General features: G+C 64.9%; 17 protein-coding genes. 12 read left to right on the forward strand and 5 right to left on the reverse strand.

The features are described 5' to 3' along the window. Window positions 1–65: 65 nt before the first annotated feature. Together C7449_RS18895 and C7449_RS18900 are read right to left on the reverse strand one after the other, a co-directional pair. A complete protein-coding gene (locus tag C7449_RS18895; RefSeq protein ID WP_108004470.1) occupies window positions 66–467 on the reverse strand; it encodes a dihydrofolate reductase family protein in 402 nt (133 codons plus the stop codon). Window positions 468–1,432: 965 nt separating this feature from the next. Next, window positions 1,433–1,696 carry a hypothetical protein gene (locus C7449_RS18900; protein WP_146165108.1) on the reverse strand — a complete coding sequence of 88 codons (264 nt, stop codon included), beginning with the start codon at window positions 1,694–1,696 and terminating at the stop codon, window positions 1,433–1,435. 274 nt (window positions 1,697–1,970) lie between these two features. On the opposite strand from C7449_RS18900, the gene C7449_RS18905 reads away from it, so the two are divergent. From C7449_RS18905 to C7449_RS18915, 3 genes are all read left to right on the forward strand, one after another. After that, window positions 1,971–2,228 (forward strand): hypothetical protein, encoded by a 258-nt coding sequence (locus C7449_RS18905; RefSeq protein ID WP_108004472.1) that lies wholly within the window; start codon window positions 1,971–1,973, stop codon window positions 2,226–2,228. A gap of 233 nt (window positions 2,229–2,461) precedes the next feature. Further along, complete coding sequence (gdhA, locus tag C7449_RS18910) at window positions 2,462–3,811, forward strand: NADP-specific glutamate dehydrogenase (protein ID WP_108004473.1); 1,350 nt, start codon at window positions 2,462–2,464, stop codon at window positions 3,809–3,811. A 372-nt stretch (window positions 3,812–4,183) separates the two neighbouring features. After that, the gene (locus tag C7449_RS18915) at window positions 4,184–6,172 is read left to right on the forward strand and encodes an adenylate/guanylate cyclase domain-containing protein (RefSeq protein ID WP_108004474.1); all 1,989 of its coding nucleotides are present in this window, start codon (window positions 4,184–4,186) and stop codon (window positions 6,170–6,172) included. Between the two features lie 34 nt (window positions 6,173–6,206). On the opposite strand, the gene C7449_RS18920 is transcribed toward C7449_RS18915, so the two are convergent. Beyond that, on the reverse strand, window positions 6,207–6,755 hold the full coding sequence (locus tag C7449_RS18920) for a cupin domain-containing protein (RefSeq protein ID WP_108004475.1): 549 nt from the start codon (window positions 6,753–6,755) through the stop codon (window positions 6,207–6,209). Window positions 6,756–6,918: 163 nt separating this feature from the next. Here C7449_RS18920 and C7449_RS18925 point away from each other — a divergent pair, with 163 nt between their 5' ends. From C7449_RS18925 to C7449_RS18935, 3 genes are all read left to right on the forward strand, one after another. Beyond that, complete coding sequence (locus tag C7449_RS18925; RefSeq protein ID WP_108004601.1) at window positions 6,919–8,256, forward strand: aspartate aminotransferase family protein; 1,338 nt, start codon at window positions 6,919–6,921, stop codon at window positions 8,254–8,256. A gap of 216 nt (window positions 8,257–8,472) precedes the next feature. Then, entirely contained in the window at window positions 8,473–9,132 is a 660-nt protein-coding gene (locus C7449_RS18930; RefSeq protein WP_108004476.1) for a dihydrofolate reductase family protein, read from the forward strand. A 109-nt stretch (window positions 9,133–9,241) separates the two neighbouring features. Next, window positions 9,242–9,898 (forward strand): glutathione S-transferase family protein, encoded by a 657-nt coding sequence (locus C7449_RS18935; protein WP_108004477.1) that lies wholly within the window; start codon window positions 9,242–9,244, stop codon window positions 9,896–9,898. 42 nt (window positions 9,899–9,940) lie between these two features. On the opposite strand, the gene C7449_RS18940 is transcribed toward C7449_RS18935, so the two are convergent. After that, complete coding sequence (locus C7449_RS18940) at window positions 9,941–11,098, reverse strand: fumarylacetoacetate hydrolase family protein (RefSeq protein ID WP_108004478.1); 1,158 nt, start codon at window positions 11,096–11,098, stop codon at window positions 9,941–9,943. A 155-nt stretch (window positions 11,099–11,253) separates the two neighbouring features. Here C7449_RS18940 and C7449_RS18945 point away from each other — a divergent pair, with 155 nt between their 5' ends. From C7449_RS18945 to modC, 6 genes are all read left to right on the forward strand, one after another. Beyond that, window positions 11,254–12,621: an FAD-binding oxidoreductase gene (locus tag C7449_RS18945; protein ID WP_108004479.1), complete on the forward strand. Its 1,368-nt coding sequence runs from the start codon at window positions 11,254–11,256 to the stop codon at window positions 12,619–12,621. An 85-nt stretch (window positions 12,622–12,706) separates the two neighbouring features. Next, on the forward strand, window positions 12,707–12,862 hold the full coding sequence (locus C7449_RS21850; protein WP_170115947.1) for a hypothetical protein: 156 nt from the start codon (window positions 12,707–12,709) through the stop codon (window positions 12,860–12,862). 135 nt (window positions 12,863–12,997) lie between these two features. Beyond that, on the forward strand, window positions 12,998–13,744 hold the full coding sequence (locus C7449_RS18950; protein WP_108004480.1) for an SDR family NAD(P)-dependent oxidoreductase: 747 nt from the start codon (window positions 12,998–13,000) through the stop codon (window positions 13,742–13,744). A 153-nt stretch (window positions 13,745–13,897) separates the two neighbouring features. Next, a complete protein-coding gene (gene modA, locus C7449_RS18955; RefSeq protein WP_108004481.1) occupies window positions 13,898–14,689 on the forward strand; it encodes a molybdate ABC transporter substrate-binding protein in 792 nt (263 codons plus the stop codon). Between the two features lie 156 nt (window positions 14,690–14,845). After that, the gene (gene modB, locus C7449_RS18960; protein ID WP_108004482.1) at window positions 14,846–15,547 is read left to right on the forward strand and encodes a molybdate ABC transporter permease subunit; all 702 of its coding nucleotides are present in this window, start codon (window positions 14,846–14,848) and stop codon (window positions 15,545–15,547) included. Next, window positions 15,544–16,620, forward strand: coding sequence for a molybdenum ABC transporter ATP-binding protein (gene modC / locus C7449_RS18965; protein ID WP_108004483.1), 1,077 nt, complete (start codon window positions 15,544–15,546; stop codon window positions 16,618–16,620). Before modB ends, modC begins: the two co-directional genes overlap by 4 nt. Here the strand turns inward: modC and C7449_RS18970 are convergent, their stop codons facing one another. Further along, window positions 16,621–16,998: a winged helix-turn-helix domain-containing protein gene (locus tag C7449_RS18970; RefSeq protein ID WP_108004484.1), complete on the reverse strand. Its 378-nt coding sequence runs from the start codon at window positions 16,996–16,998 to the stop codon at window positions 16,621–16,623. It lies immediately after the preceding gene. Between the last annotated feature and the right edge of the window lie 16 nt (window positions 16,999–17,014).

Genomic DNA, 17,014 nt, shown 5'->3' on the forward strand with positions numbered 1-17,014 from the left:
TGGTGCCATGCGTAAACCCTGTAATCGTCATATGTCGAAGCCTCGTTCGGCAACAACATCAACAATCACACGCTGATCCGGAAGGTGGGGGAAAACCAGCGCTTACGGATGATCAGCCCGCCGTCGACATAGACGCGGCCACATCCCTCCGCTTCAAGCATTGCCATTGCCTGCTGTGGCGAATTGCCCGAAACGCGGACCTTGTCTTCAAGATCGGAAGGAATGTCTTGGCCCGAGAGCGTCTTTGAGAGGACCAACACAGGGAGATTGTACGGCCAAGGTCTGTGGTCGCGCAGCATTTGGAAGCTGCCTCGGCCCATGACGATGGCGTCGATGTCCTTTATGAAGTCGTCATAGCCGTGGTCCTCGCCTGGATCGTCGCGCTGGAGCGACCAGTCGATCGTGCCGTCTTCTAGGGCGATGAACCCATCCAAGCTGGTGGCAATAAATACATGGCCGGTACTCATGGTACGCCTCATATTTATACAGTGTATAAATACATATCGCGCCACGTGGCCGATTGGCAAGCTCGGCCCGATATGCGGCTAGATATCCCCGGGATGCTTGATAGCGCGCGGGCATGCCTATGGCGGTCTGGATACAATCCTCCCGCGCGGTAGCGCGAGTCGCTTGCGCCCTGTCGGACTTAGGCCCGCCGGAGTGGGGCAGTAATGGCGGTGGGTGAAGGTCCACTTCACGCAAACGAGTGCCAAAACCGGACAGTCACCTTCCGGCCCCTTTCGTGACCCAAGGTAGGCGCCGCCGAAGGCGAGCGGCTGACCGCCGAGCGATCGGAACGGAGCAGATGAAGGACGCGGCCTGGCGCTCGATCGACCAAGAGCGGCAGAGATCCGGCGCGCGTGGCCGGTCACCTGATCCAGCAGCGCATGCGTGGTCATCGCCGCGGTCCTTTGCGCAACCCTGCTCACATTGGAGCGCAGCGGCGAAAAATGATTCCGCCAGCGCACCTGGCGTTTCGGTATTCAAGAGAAAGTGGCACATAGGGCCCGTATTGGTGAAGCCGCCCCGGAGCATCGTCCCGACAGGCTGTGAACTTCTCGGCCGCGCGCTCGACGCTTCCAAATGTAATAACTTCTGCTAATGCCTCTTTGCGGACGTTTGCTCGGCATTCTCCGCCATCAGCTACTCGCGTTCCGAACACGGCACTTTCGCGGCAGGCATCGAGATATGTGCGGCGTTGGCAAAACTGAATGAGTTGCCCTTGGTCGTGACAGATCACAGTCATGGACAGGGCTGCACGGCGGGCGGTTCTCCCGATCCGTGCAGCACGTGTGCATACGTGCATCCGTGTACCGCTTGCGAAGTTGCGCACTGGGAAAATCCCGCAGTAGCGCGCTCCCGTATGGCTGGCTTTTCCTGATACGGTCCCTGAATGGGGGGCAAGCGCTCCACCGAAACATGGCGTTTCTGGTCATGGGAGTACCTTGTCATGCGCCAGCACGGCGCGACGATCAGCGTCCCGCCGGCGAAGAACAGGAAAGCCGCCCGCCTCTGCAGCGAGGATCATGCTCTCTTCCGCAAGCTCGGCATCCAGTATCTTGCGATTGATCTCGACGATACAAAGCGCGCGCTCCTGTTCGCTGATATAGGGGTTTTCGCGATATAGCGCTTCGACATCAGCCTTCAGGCTTTCCGCCATGCTTGGGCCAAGTCGCGCGTAGAGCAGCGCTTCCATGGGTACGACGCCCGCGCGATAATCCGGATCAGGCAAGAGCGCAACCGTTCCACCGTGGTCATTGACCGATACGGCCGTCTGATTACGCACCCGCCGCCTTTGCCTGTTTCATGTCGCGTCATGTTGCAAGCCGCTTCGGCACGTCGCGTGCTCGATCAATGAATCTGATGGACTCCTCACGGGAGAAAGCGCACTCTGGCTTATCGCTTCCACATGTGTTTGGCAGGAACGACAGGGAGATGGCAGCTCTCGCCCCAATGAGGGAGGGAGTGTTATGTCCAAATCCTTCAACCACTTCACGGCTCTTCTGGGTGCCGATAGGCACGTCAGGATGTTCGGTCCGGACGACCTGAACAGGCTTCAGAGCCTTTTCGACGATTGCCTGGAGCAATGCAGCCTCTCTCGGGAGTGTGAGGCGGCGGAAGCGCTGGGAAGCGCCATCATCCGCCTTTACAGCCAAGGCCAGCGCGATCCCACCGTCATCAAGCGCCTGCTCCTTCCGTCGTTCAAGCGACGCTCTGCGCCGGCCTAAGCCGCCCCGGGTAGCCGTCGCAATCGACTCAGCAGGCGATCGTCGCTTGGCTATCTGGCGTTGTGTGAGCCCCCCTCGCAATCTTTTCAGTGTTGCCGATCAGATTGCCGATTGTCAAAAAGTTCCGTCGGCGGCAAATTTCACCGCATCGAAATCTTTGCGTCGCCCCGCAATTAAGATATCCGCCACTCTATTCATTCCTTGCGGGCAGACTCAGTGATTGGAGATGGGAATTGGTCAATGTGGATGAGAAGCTCGAGCCGATCCTGACCGACGTGCTCAGGCGCAACGCAGGCGAGCTGGAATTTCACCAGGCGGTGCGAGAGGTTCTGGAAAGTCTCGGGCGCGTCATCGCCAAACGACCAAATTATGCCGACAACGCCCTGATCGAGCGCATCTGCGAACCGGAGCGGCAGATCATCTTTCGCGTTCCGTGGGTCGACGACAAGGGCCAGGTGCAGATCAATCGCGGCTTCCGGGTCCAGTTCAATTCGGCTCTCGGCCCCTATAAGGGCGGCATCCGCTTCCATCCTTCGGTGAATGTCGGAATCATCAAGTTCCTCGGCTTCGAGCAGACCTTCAAGAACGCGCTGACCGGCATGCCGATCGGCGGCGGCAAGGGCGGCTCCGATTTCAACCCGCGCGGCCGCTCGGACGGTGAAATCATGCGGTTCTGCCAGTCCTTCATGACCGAGCTCCACCGCCATGTCGGCGAGTACACCGACGTTCCTGCCGGCGACATCGGCGTCGGCAGCCGGGAGATCGGCTACATGTTCGGCCAGTACAAGCGCCTGACCAACCGCTACGAAGCGGGCGTGCTGACCGGCAAGGGGCTGCTCTACGGCGGCTCGCTCGCGCGCAAGGAGGCGACGGGCTTCGGCGCCACCTATTTCGTCGAGCGCATGCTGGCGACGAAGGGCCACAGCTTCGAAGGCAAGCGGACGGTCGTTTCCGGATCGGGCAACGTTGCGATCTACACGATGGAGAAGGTCCAGTCGTTTGGCGGCAAGGTCGTCGCCTGCTCGGATTCCGGCGGCTATGTGGTCGACGAGCACGGCATCGACCTCGATCTCGTCAAGGAGATCAAGGAGGTCCGTCGCGAGCGGATATCGGAATACGCTCGCCGCAGGGGCGCCGGCAGCCACTACATCAGCGGCGGCTGCATCTGGGACGTGCCTTGCGATGTCGCCATGCCTTCGGCGACCCAGAACGAATTGACCGGTCGGGACGCCAGAGTGCTGGTGAAGAACGGCGTGATCGCCGTCGGCGAAGGTGCGAACATGCCGACGACACCGGAAGCGGTGCGCCTCTTTCAGGAGGCGGGTGTGCTGTTCGCCCCGGGCAAGGCCGCCAATGCCGGCGGCGTCGCGACCTCGGCGCTGGAGATGCAGCAGAACGCCTCGCGCGACAGCTGGACCTTCGAGGACACCGAGAAGCGCCTGGCCGGCATCATGCACAGCATTCACGATCTGTGCGCCGGCACCGCGGAGGAATACGGCGCGCCCGGCGACTACGTGCTTGGCGCCAATATCGCCGGCTTCGTTCGCGTGGCCGAAGCGATGGACGCGCTCGGCGTCATCTGAGGCAGCGCTTTTTTGGAGTAGCCGGCCGGCGCGCCAAAGCGCCGGTCAATAGCGGCTGGCTTGCCGGCAGAAGAGGTCGGCAGTACGGCAGCAGGCGAAACCAGGCCTTCCGGGGCTGGCATCTGACCGCGCCGGTGCTGGAAAATTAGCCTGTCAGCGGCTGCAGACCTTGCAAGAGGACACGCGCAAAGGTGATGCGGCGAGGCCGGCGCGCTGGTATTCGCTTCCTTGCTCAGGGCGACCGCGAGCGCTAGGGTCATAAGACTGCGTGTCTAGCAACCCGGCACCGGCCGAGCCGTGGCGAAGTCCCCTTGTCGATGCCGGGCGCAAGACGAGTTGGATAGGCAAGCCAGAAACGCCGAGGGACGGAGGATGGTGGGCAGCAGCAAGGACATCGCCCCTCTGGCGGCCAGCAAGAGCTGGCACAGTTCGCTGCGCTCCCTGCTCGGCGTTGTCATGGTGGGACTGCTGCTGGCGGTCTCGGGCTCGCTGATCACGCTCGACTACTACCGTGCACGCAATACCGCTATCGAGACGGCGGAAAGCCACATGCGCGCCTTCGAGGACCGGCTGGTCTCGCGCATGCAAGCCCTGTCCGGCGACACCTCCGGACTGGTCAACCTGATCGTTTCGATCGCCAATTCCTTCCTCGCGCCCCCGTCGGACCGGGTCGTGGACAAGGTCGCGATCCTGCGCGCCGCACTCGCCCGCTCACCACAGATCGACGGCGTCTATGCTGGCTATCCGGACGGCGGCTTCTTCCATGCGGTGAACCTGACGTCGGCGGACTGGCGCACCGTGCTGGATGCGCCGCCGAACGCCTCCATCGCCGTGCGCATCCTGACGCCGACCGCGGAGGGTCCGCTGACGCGCATCCTGTTCTTCGATGCCGCCGGCAAGCAACTGCTGCAACGGACGACGACCGGCTGGAGCTACGATCCCCGGCAGCGTCCCTGGTATCGCGCCGCCGCCGGCGGCACGGGCCCGACGGCGACCGGCCCCTATCGCATGGCGACCACCGGAATGCTGGGCATGACCATATCCCAGGCCCACAAGAGCAACCCGGAAATCGTCATCGGCGCCGACGTGGTGCTCGACCGGATCATCCACTTCATCGCCAGCGAGCGCCTGACCCCAAGCGCCGTGGCGTTCGTCATCGATGCCGACCGCCAGCCGATCCTCCATTCCGACCGCCGGCTGATGCAGGCGATCGCGGCATCGAAGTCCGAACGGGACTTCGATCCGGCCAATTTGCGCGACCCGCTCCTGGAGGCGATCAAGGCCAATCCGCCGGCGCTGAACGAAATGGGCATCGTCGACGTCGCCGGCCGGCAATGGGTGGTGATGGGGACGCAGGTGGATGCGGCACTGCTCTTTGCCGGTGACATCGCCGTCATCGCCGCGCCGGTCGACGAGTTGATGGCGACAGCGCGGGCGGGCCTTTACCAGGGGCTTTTGCTTTCTGCCGCGATTGTCCTGCTCGCCATCGCCGGCGCGCTTGTCGTCGCCCATCTGATCACCAAATCGCTGCACCAGTTGACCGCCAGCGCCAACCGCATGCAGGACCTGGACTTCAGCACCCCGATCGAAGTGCCGACGCGGGTCAGCGAGATCGCAACGCTCGGAGGCGCAATGAACCGGGCCCGGGATGCGATCTTCACCTTCGCACTGTACGTGCCGCGGGAAGTGGTGCGCCGCGCCATCGCGTCCGGCGATTTTGCCGGCCGGACAGCCCGGCGGCAGGAGGTGACCGCCATCTTCACCGACATCTACGACTTCACCACGATCAGCGAGCAGCATTCCCCCGAGGAAGTGGTCGGCATGCTGTCGGAGTACTTCGACATTCTCAACGGCACCGTCAACGCGCACGGCGGCACGATCATCCAGTTCCTCGGCGATTCCATCTTCGCGATGTGGAATGCGCCGGCGCCGGATCCGCACCATGCGGAGAATGCCTGCCGCGGCGCGCTCGCCATGAAGGAGCGCCTTGCGGTCTTCAATGAAAGGCAGCGCAACCGCGGCCTGCCGGAGTTCCGCACCCGGTTCGGGATTCACACGGGGACGGCCGTGGTCGGCAGCGTCGGCGCGAAAGACCGGCTGCAATATACCGCGATGGGCGACAGCATCAACGTCGCCTCCCGGCTCGAAGGGATGAACAAGGGCTACGGCACCACCATCCTCGCCAGCGGCGCGGTGGTCGCGCAGTGCCGTGACCGGATCCAGTTCCGCCCCCTCGGGGAGGGCCAGGCAAAGGGACGCGCAACGGCGCTGGAACTCTACGAAGTGATCGGCGTAGCGGCCGCGGCGCAAGAGATCGAAGCGGGCGGCGAATACCCCAGGACGATATCGTCGCGCCCCTGAGCCGGCGCCCAACGGCTGCTCACTTTGGCCGCGATCAGAAGGTCGGCGGCGTGCAGGCGCTGATCACCTCGCACGGCACCGGGCCGACGCATCGAAAGCGGTGCGGCCGGCGGCTTTCGAAATAATACGCGTCGCCGGGGCCGAGGATCCGACGCTCGTCGTCGACCGTCACCTCAAGCCGCCCGGAAAGGATGATGCCACCTTCCTCGCCGTCATGGACAAGCGGCACCTTGCCGGTATCGGCGCCGGGCTGGTAGCACTCCTTCAGGATCTGCAGGCTGCGGCCGAACAGCTTTTCGCCGATCTGCCGGTAGGAAATCGGCCCCTTGCCGATCTCGACCAGTTCGTCGGCGCGATAGAAAGCCTTGCGCGAGCGCTCCGGCTGGAAGGCAAAGAACTCGGCAAGCCCGATGGGAATCCCGTCGAGAATCCGCTTCAAGGCGCCGACCGACGGATTCGAGGCATTGGATTCGATCAGCGAGATGGTCGAATTCGTGACACCCGCCCGCCTTGCCAGTTCGCGCTGGGACAGATTGTGGGCCATTCGCAGACTGCGCAACCTGTTGCCGATATCGACCGACATTGCCCCTCCCGGAGATTTACGCGCTGCGACTGTTTCGGTTGTTCGAAATATCGAAATTTTGCCCGTCGCCTCGCATACTTATCAACAACTTCCTATAAGCCAGAAAAAGACTTGTTCAAGCATGCAAATCATGGCGTCAATCGGCAAGAAAGAGGAGTCCGTCATGAACGTTCACAACAAGCCCAACACGCCGGTGCTCGACAGCTACTGGATGCCGTTTACCGCCAACCGCCAGTTCAAGGCGGCCCCTCGCCTGCTCGCCGCGGCCGAGGGCATGTACTACACCAGCCACGACGGCCGCCAGGTGCTCGACGGCACCGCCGGCCTGTGGTGCGTCAATGCCGGCCATGGCCGCCGCCAGATCGCCGCTGCCGTCGAACGCCAGCTTTCGACGATGGATTTCGCTCCGTCCTTCCAGATGGGTCACCCGATCGCCTTCGACTTCGCCGAGCGGCTGGCCGAGATCGCCCCCGGTCCGGAAGGCGCCAAGCTCGACCGCGTCTTCTACACCGGCTCCGGCTCGGAATCGGTCGACACCGCGCTGAAGATCGCGATCGCCTACCAGCGCTCCATCGGCCAGGGCACCCGCACGCGCCTGATCGGCCGCGAGCGCGGCTACCATGGCGTCGGCTTCGGCGGCATCTCCGTCGGCGGCATCGTCAACAACCGCCGCGTCTTCCCGCAGCTGCCGGGCTCCGACCACCTGCGCCACACCCACGATCTGGCCAAGAACGCCTATGTGAAGGGCCAGCCGGAGCATGGCGCCGAACTCGCCGACGACCTGGAGCGCCTGGTCGCCCTGCACGGCGCCGAGACCATCGCCGCCTGCATCGTCGAGCCGGTGGCCGGCTCCACCGGCGTGCTGATCCCGCCGAAGGGTTATCTGGAGCGGCTGCGCGCCATCTGCGACAAGCACGGCATCCTGCTGATCTTCGACGAGGTCATCACCGGCTTCGGCCGCCTCGGCGCCGCCTTCGCGACCGACTACTTCGGCGTCACTCCCGACCTCGTGACGACCGCCAAGGGCCTGACCAACGGCGCGATCCCGATGGGCGCGGTGTTCGCCAGCCGCAAGGTGCACGATGCGCTGATGCACGGGCCGGAAGGGGCGATCGAGCTCTTCCACGGCTACACCTATTCCGGTCACCCGGCCGCCTGCGCCGCCGGCATCGCCACGCTCGACATCTACCGCGACGAGGGCCTCTTCACCCGCGGCGCCGAGCTGCAGGACGACTGGCACGAGGCGATGCATTCGCTGAAGGGCCTGCCGCACGTCATCGACATCCGCACGATCGGCCTGATCGCCGGCATCGAGCTTGCGCCGCGCGACGGCGCCCCGGGCGCGCGCGCCTACGACGTCTTCGTCGACTGCTTCGAAAAGGGCCTGCTGATCCGCGTCACCGGCGACATCATCGCCTTCTCGCCGCCGCTGATCGCCGAGAAGAAGCATTTCGAGGAGATCGTCTCGATCCTCGGCGATGCGCTGAAGCGGGCGAAGTAAACCGAGAAGCTCCATAGCTTTGAAAAGGGCCGGCCTCCTCATGGGTCGGCCCTTTTTCGTTGCGGCCATCGGTCGATCAAGTCGGAACGAGCTGAGCAGGCAAAGAGGCGGCTCGACCACAAGTGCATGAAATCTGCACCACGCTGTCGGGGCTTCCCGCCCTCGAACGTCCTCGTCTCACACCGCATCAACCGATCGAAGAGAGGAGAGCATCCCATGCGCAAGATCATCGTCGGAGCGTTCGTCAGCCTTGATGGCGTCATGCAGGCGCCGGGTGGACCGGACGAGGACCCGATCGGCGGATTCCGACATGGCGGCTGGGCCGTGACCTATTTCGACGAGCGGATGGGCGAGGCCGTGGATGAGATGTTTGCCCGGCCATTCGACCTTCTGCTCGGCCGCAAGACCTACGACATCTTCGCGGCCCATTGGCCCTATGAGCCCGCCGACGACCCGATCGGCACCCTTTTCGACCGCATCACCAAGTTCGTCGCGACCCGCAATGCCGAGCTGGACCTGACCTGGAAGAACAGCCGGACGCTCGGCCCGGACGCGGTCGCCGCACTCACGGCGCTGAAGGCCGAGGATGGACCCGACCTGCTGACGCAGGGCTCGACCGACTTCCTGCAGACGCTGTTCAGGCACGATCTCGTCGACGAAATGTACGTCTTGATCTTCCCGGTCGTGCTCGGCACCGGAAAGCGACTGTTCGGCGACGACATCCCCGCGCGCGCTCTGGAACTCGTCGCGTCGCGGACGACGCCGTCGGGCGTCATCTTCAACAGGTATGCGCGCGGTGGCGAAGTCCGGCGCGGCTCGTTTGAATTCGCCCAGCCGACCGAAGCCGAGCTGGAACGGCGCCGAAAGCTTACCTGACGACAGACGGGTCAACGGACAGCCGCATTCTCCGGCAAATCTGATTGCAATATGCAACCGGCTTTGCTAGCGTGACCCCACGTTCTGATCGACACTGGAGGTGATCGTGATGCCGATCCTGTATGCCCATCCTTTCTCGTCCTATTGCCAGAAGGCGCTGATTGCCTTGTACGAGAACGGCACGCCGTTCGAGTTCAGGATGCTCGGCCCGGAAAATGCCGAGGTGATGGCCGAGTTCGAGGCGCTGTGGCCGCTCAAGCGCTTCCCGGTGCTGGTCGATAACGGCCGGACCATTCTCGAGGCGTCGATCATCATCGAGTATCTGGCGCAGGCGCATCCCGGCCGCTTCAGGCCGATCCCCGAAGATCCGCAGGCGGCGATCGAGGTGCGCATGCTGGACAGGGTGTTCGACAACTACGTCAGCACGCCGCAACAGAGGTGCGTGTTCGACACGCTTCGTCCCGAGGCGGACCGCGATCCCCATGGCGTCGCAGAGGCGAAAGCGATGCTCGAGCGCACCTACCAGTGGCTCGACCGGCACATGGACGGCCGCCAATGGGCCGCCGGCGACGGGTTCAGCCTCGCCGACTGCGCCGCCGCCCCTGCCCTCTTCTATGCCGACTGGACGCATGCCATCGACCCGGCGCTGAGCAATCTCAAGGCCTATCGCGAGCGGTTGCTGGCGCGGCCCTCCTTTGCGCGCGCCGTCGACGAAGCGCGGCCCTACCGCAAGCTTTTCCCCCTCGGAGCGCCCGACCGGGATTGAGGCGCACGTTTCCGCCGTTCGCTCGTCCGGCGGCAACGCGGCTCAGATCAGGCCGCGCCCTGCCAGATTGCGCATCAGCTCGGCAATGCCGAAGTTCCAGGGCGGGCACTCGGTAGAGAGCCTGACCGTGTTCGTCAGCGAACCGAGTGCGGCATTCGAGATCGTCACCCGGTCGCCGGTCTTGTGGGTAAAGCCCTCGCCAGGCACGTCGCGATCCTCGACGGGGGCAAACAGCGTGCCCATGAACAGCATGAAGCCATCCGGATACTGGTGGTGCCGGCCGATCGTCTGGGAGACGAGGTCGAGCGGGTCGCGGCTGATCTCGCGCATCGTGCTCCGGCCATTCAGCACGAAGCCGTCTTCGCCCTCGACGAGAAGTTCGAGATCGGCCGTGCGCACGTCGTCGATCGCATAGGTTTCGTCGAAGAGGCGGATGAAGGGGCCGATCGCGGCCGAGGCGTTGTTGTCCTTGGCCTTGCCGAGCAGCAGCGCCGAACGGCCCTCGACGTCACGGAGATTTAGGTCGTTGCCGAGGCTCGCGCCCTTGACGCGGCCGCGGCTGTCGACGGCGAGGACGATCTCCGGCTCGGGGTTGTTCCACTTGGAGATCGGGTGCAGGCCGACCGAGGCGCCCCAGCCGACGGCGGCAAGCACCGGCGCCTTGGTGAAGACCTCCGCATCCGGGCCGATGCCGACCTCCAGATACTGCGACCAGACGCCTTCCTCGATCAGCGCCGCCTTGACGGCGGCGGCCTGCTGCGAGCCGGCCTTCAGGTCGCGCAGGCTGTCGCCGATGATGGCGGTTACGCGTTCGCGCACCTTCTGCGCCAGCGCCGGATTGCCGGCCGCCTTCTCCTCGATGACGCGCTCGACCATCGATCGGGCGAAGGTGACGCCGCAGGCCTTGATCGCCTGCAGGTCGCAGGGTGCAAGCAGGTGGGCCAGCGAAAGTTCGCCGGCGCCTTCGACGGAGTGGGCGAAGATGGTGTCGAGCGAGGCGACGCGCTCGCCGGCCTGGGCATGCACGAAGCCGGCCGTATCGTCCATCTCGAGCAGATCGCGCATGGTCGGCGCCGCCTTCGACGTGATGTCGAGCAGGTCGCCATTCCGAACGACCACCAGCGAGGGTCCGTTGCGATCCGGGCGCCAGATGCGCCCGACAAAGATACCCCGGTCGAATTTGCCTGCCTGCAATGCCATGGTGATCTCCTCCGAAATCCGCTCCCCTTCATGCCTGAAAATGAATGAAGTGCACAGGGTTGAATATCGGCTGCCCCGGGGACCGTGACGTTGCATTGCGCCGGGACCACCGATAATCAGCAGGAAGAAACCGGATCACCTTTAGGGCAGTCGTCATGGCCATCATCGAAGACCTGAAAAACGCGCTCGGCGCTGACGCTGTCCTCACCGGTGCGCAGATCGGCGAGCGCCATCGCAGCGACGCCAGCCTGACGGGCCGGGTCCTGCCAATCGCCGTCCTCCGGCCGCGCAGCGTGGAAGAGGTGTCCGCGGCGCTGCGCATCTGCCATGCCCACGGGCAACCGGTGGTGCCGCAGGGCGGGATGACCGGCCTTGCCGGCGGAGCGAATGCGCGTGGCGGCGAGGTCGCGATCTCACTGGAACACCTCGCGGGCATCGAGGAAATCGACGCCGCCGCGGGCACCATCACCGTGAAGGCCGGGACGGTGCTGGAGGTGGCGCAGCGCGCCGCGGAAGACGCCGGCCTGTTGCTGCCCGTCGATCTCGGCGCGCGCGGCAGCTGCCAGATCGGCGGCAATCTCTCGACCAATGCCGGAGGCGTCCGGGTGATCCGCCACGGCGTCACGCGCGACAACGTGCTGGGGCTTGAGGTCGTGCTCGCCGACGGCACCGTTCTGTCGATGCTCAACAAGATGACGAAGAACAACACCGGCTATGACCTGCGCCAGTTCTTCATCGGCGCCGAGGGCACGCTTGGCATCATCACCCGCGCGGTGCTGAAGCTGAAGCCGCTGCCGGCGGCCCGCAACACCGCGCTTGCAGCGCTGGAGAGCTACGAGGCCGTTGTGGCGCTTTTGCAGAAGGCGCAGCGCGACCTGGTGGCGCTCTCCGCCTTCGAGGCGATGTGGCAGGCATTCGTCCGCTTCAACACCGAGGCTTCGGGGATCAAGCTGTTCGACGCCGACCATCTCTTCCTGGTGATCATCGAGGAAGACGGCGACGGTTCGGACGCGGCGCGCGAGCGTTTCGAGGCGTTTTTGGGCGATGCGCTCGAGGATGGCCTGATCGTCGACGCGCTGGTGGCGCAATCCGAAAAGGAGGCGCGGAACTTCTGGACCGTGCGCGAGGCCCATGACATGGACAGGCTCCTGCCGTCGCTGATTAACCTCGACGTCAGCCTGCCGATCGGCGAGATCGGCCGTTTCGCCGAGACTTGCGAGGCCGCACTCTTGGAGCGCTTCCCGGCGGCCCATGTGTCCTTCTTCGGCCATATCGGCGACAGCAACGTGCACATCGCTGTCTCCGTCGGGGACGCTTCGGAACAGGACCTGCACGCCGTTGACGAGATCGTCTACGATCTGGTGCAGGCGCACCGTGGGTCCATCTCGGCAGAGCACGGGATCGGCACACTGAAGCGCGCCCATCTCGGCTGCTCCCGCAGCCCGGAAGAACTGGAGACCATGCGCCGCATCAAGCAGGCGCTCGATCCGAAGGGAATCCTCAATCCGGGCAAGGTCCTCTGACGGCACGGCCGAACCGCCGACCGCCCCCCGGGCCGCGGGAACCGGTTGCGCGGTGGCATCGTTTCAACTCGTGAAAGGAGATCCGATGTCGGCACGCTCAATGTTTTTCGTTCTCACGTTCATGGTCGCCTCGGTGCTGGGCATCCTGGTCGTTCAGCACGTCGCAGGCGCGGGAACGGACCGGCAGCCGCGACCGGGCGAACTTCTGTCGACGCCCTCCCAGATGGCCGCCGATCTTTAGCTCCGGCGGGTCGCACTCCAGCCCACGCCACGGCAAATCTTCAAATCCCGATCCGCAGCGGCTACATAGACGGAACTGCAAAAGCCGACGCTTTTGCGGGTCGTGGCCCGGACCAAAACGATTGCGGGAGTTCTTATGACCGAAGATATACGACGGGTGCTCGTCACCGGTGCCACCCGCGGCCTTGGCCTCGAGATCGCCAGGGCATTTGCGCGCGAGGGGCAAAAGGTCGTTCTCAACGGGCGTGACGGACCCGCCTTGGAAGCCCGCTGTGCCGAACTGCGGCGGGAGGGACATTTCGCGGAGGCCCTGGCCGCCGACCTCGGCGACGATCCCGAGGCGATCGCAAGGAGCGCGGCCGACACGCTCGGCGGCCTCGACGTCCTCGTCCATGCCGCCAGCATCCGCGACCGCCGCAGCACCGACGACCTCGACGGCCCCGCCTTCGCAGCGCTGCTCGACGTCAACCTGACCGCATCCTATCGCCTCGCGCGCGCCGCCCTTCCGTGGCTGCAGCAATCCAGCGCCGGCCGGCTGATCTTCGTCACCTCGATCGCCGCGCGCATCGCCCGCTCGCCCGACCCCGCCCACACCGCCTCGAAGGGCGGTCTCGAGGCGCTGGCGCGCTCGCTCGCGGTCGAATTCGGGGCGGACAACCTGACGGTGAACGCGATTGCGCCCGGCTGGTTCGTCACCGATCCGAACCGGGCGCTGTCGGAAGACCCGCGCGTACAGGCCTTCATCGACGTGCGCATTCCGCTGAAGCGCTGGGGACGGCCAGAGGAAATCGCACCGGCGGCCCTCTTCCTCGCTTCGCCCGCCGCAAGCTTCGTCAACGGAGTTACACTGACGGTCGACGGCGGCATGTCGGCGCAGATGTAGCGGGCTTTCACTCCGGAATCCGGTTGACTATCCGCAAGGCCTGTCCCTGCCCACCCCGTAGGCCTATCGATATATTTTCTGAAATATATCCCTAGCCAAGTCCGGCGCGGCGTTATATCTCACGAGATATCTCGATCGTTATGGAGGGGCAGAATGAACATCGATCGCCGGCACCTGTTCAGGATTGCGGTAGCCGCACTGGCGGGTTGGCTCGGAATATCCGCATTCGCAGCACCAGCATCCGCGGCAGACAAGATCACCGTTTTCGCCGCGGCCAGCCTCAAGAACGCGCTCGACGCCGCAAACGCGGCCTGGACGAAGGAAACCGCCACGGAGACGACGGTCTCCTATGCCGCAAGCTCGGCACTTGCCAAGCAGATCGAGGCCGGCGCGCCGGCCGATGTGTTCATCTCGGCCGATCTTGCCTGGATGGATTACGTCGCCGAGAAGAAGCTGATCAAGGACGGCACGCGCTCGAACCTGCTCGGCAACCGCATCGTCCTCGTGGCAACCAAGGATGCCGCCAAGCCGGTGGACATCAAGGAAGGCTTCGACCTCGCCGGTCTCGTGGGCGACGGCAAGCTTGCCATGGGTGCCGTGGACTCGGTCCCCGCCGGCAAATACGGCAAGGCAGCACTGGAGAAGCTGGGCGTCTGGTCGTCGGTCGAGGGCAAGGTCGCCGGCGCCGAGAGCGTGCGCGCGGCCCTCGTGCTCGTTTCCCGCGGCGAGGCGCCCTACGGCATCGTCTACCAGACCGATGCCGCCGCCGACCCGGGCGTCGCCATCGTCGGCACCTTCCCGGAAGACAGCCATCCGCCGATCATCTATCCGATCGCGATCCTGACGGAATCGAAGAGCCCCAACGCCGCCGCCTATCTCGACTTCCTGAAATCGGACAAGGCTGCCCGCTTCTTCACCGAGCAGGGCTTCACGATCCTGAAATGAGTTCCCCCCGCGCCGCGCGCCGCGAATGGCGCGTGGCGTTGTGATTATTTGAAACTTTGCAGTAATTTCATTGCAATCCGATTCCCGATCGACGGGGCTCGTGGCTTTCGCAGCGGGGAAACTGCGCGGCCTGTCGTGGAAACCGTGAGTTCTGGCATGGACTGGTTGGCCCTCAACGAGGCGGAATGGACGGCGATCAGGCTGAGCCTGCTCGTCTCCACCGTCGCCGTCGCCGCAAGCCTGCCGCTCGGCATCTTGGTCGCGCTCCTGCTGGCGCGCGGCCGCTTCTGGGGCAAGTCCCTGCTGAACGGCATCGTCCACCTGCCGCTGATCCTGCCGCCGGTCGTCACCGGCTTCCTGCTGCTGATCCTGTTCGGCCGCAAGGGCCCGGTCGGCGCCTTCCTGGAGGCGCACCTGGGCATCGTCTTCTCGTTCCGCTGGACCGGGGCGGCACTCGCCTGCGCCGTCATGGGCTTTCCGCTGCTGGTGCGCTCGATCCGGCTTTCAATCGATGCGGTTGACCGCAAGCTGGAAGACGCCGCCGGCACGCTCGGCGCCAATCCGACCTGGGTGTTCGTCACCGTCACGCTGCCGTTGATCCTGCCCGGCATCATCGCCGGCATGATCCTGTCCTTTGCCAAGGCGATGGGCGAGTTCGGCGCGACGATCACCTTCGTCTCCAACATTCCCGGCGAGACCCAGACGATTTCCTCGGCGATCTACACCTTCACGCAGGTGCCAGGCGGCGACCTGGGGGCGATGCGGCTGACGATCGTCGCGATCGGCATCTCCATGGCGGCTCTGCTCGCCTCGGAGTTCATGGCGCATGCCATCGGCAAGCGGGTGCATTTCGAATGACCCTGGTCGTCGAAGTCCGCCACAGGCTCGGCGCCTTCCGCCTCGACGCGCACTTCACCTCGGAAGGCGGCGTCACTGCACTGTTCGGCCGCTCCGGCTCGGGCAAGACGTCGCTCATCGGCACCATCGCCGGACTGATCCGGCCGGAGGAAGGCCGGATCGCGCTCGACGGCGACGTGTTGGTCGACACCGCCCGCGGCATCTTTGTGCCGAAACACCGGCGGCGCTTCGGCTATGTGTTCCAGGAGGCACGGCTCTTCCCGCACCTGACGGTGCGCAGCAATCTTGCCTATGGCCGCTGGTTTGCGCCGCGCGGGACGCGGGCCGACAACTTCTCGCACGTGGTCGATCTCCTCGGCATCGGCGCCCTGCTCGACCGGCGGCCGGCCAATCTCTCCGGTGGGGAAAGGCAGCGCGTCGCGATCGGCCGGGCGCTGCTTTCCGCGCCGCGGATGCTTTTGATGGATGAGCCGCTCGCCGCCCTCGACGAGGAGCGCAAGGCCGAGATCCTGCCCTACCTCGAGCGGCTGCGCGACGACACGAAGGTGCCGATCGTCTATGTCAGCCACGCCGTCCACGAGGTGGCCCGGCTCGCCGACCGCGTGGTCGTGCTGAACGACGGCCGGGTCGAGGCGATCGGCGCCGTCGCCGACGTCTTGAGCGGATCGCTGCTCTCCGCCGCCGTCGACAGGCGCGAGGCGGGCAGCGTGCTGACCGGCGTCGTCACCGCCTTCGATGCGCCGCATCGGCTGGCGACGGTGCAACTGAAGGGGTGCGAACTGCACGTGCCGAACGCCGATATCGGCACCGGGAAGAGCGTCCGCGTCCATATCGCCGCGCGCGACGTCATGCTGGCCGTGGTGAGGCCGGAAGGTTTGAGCGCTCTGAACATCCTGGAAGGGAAGATCGAATCGATCGCAGCCGATGGCGAAGGCATGATCACGGTGCGGGTCGATTGCGCCGGCGATGCGATCCATGCCCGCATCACCGAACTCTCGGGATCGCGGTTGCACCTGCACGCCGGCAAGCCGGTCTACGCAATCGTTAAGACGGTCGCGCTCGATCCGCGCTGATCAACCGCCGGCCTGCGTGTCCGTGGACCGGTTGGCCTCCAGCCATTCCAGGTCGCCGGAAAGCGCGTCCCTCGCCCTCTGCTCCATCGCCCGGAACCGCGCCAGCAGTTCCTCGCCGAATGCGGTGACGGCCGCGCCGCCGCCCTGCTTGCCGCCGCGCTGCGACTCGACGACTGGCGAGGCGAACATCCGGTTCATCGCATCGACCAGCAGCCAGGCGCGTCGATAGGACATGTCCATCGAGCGGCCGGCCGCGGAAATGGAGCCGGTCTCGCGGATCTTCTCCAGGAGCATCATCTTGCCGCGCCCGAGCCGTTCGGCATGCGGAAAGTCGATCCGCAGCACCACGCGCAAGCCGGCCGAGGCGTCATCCGTCATCGAAACATTCCTCTCG

The organism is Mycoplana dimorpha (genome assembly GCF_003046475.1).
Lineage (GTDB): Bacteria > Pseudomonadota > Alphaproteobacteria > Rhizobiales > Rhizobiaceae > Mycoplana > Mycoplana dimorpha.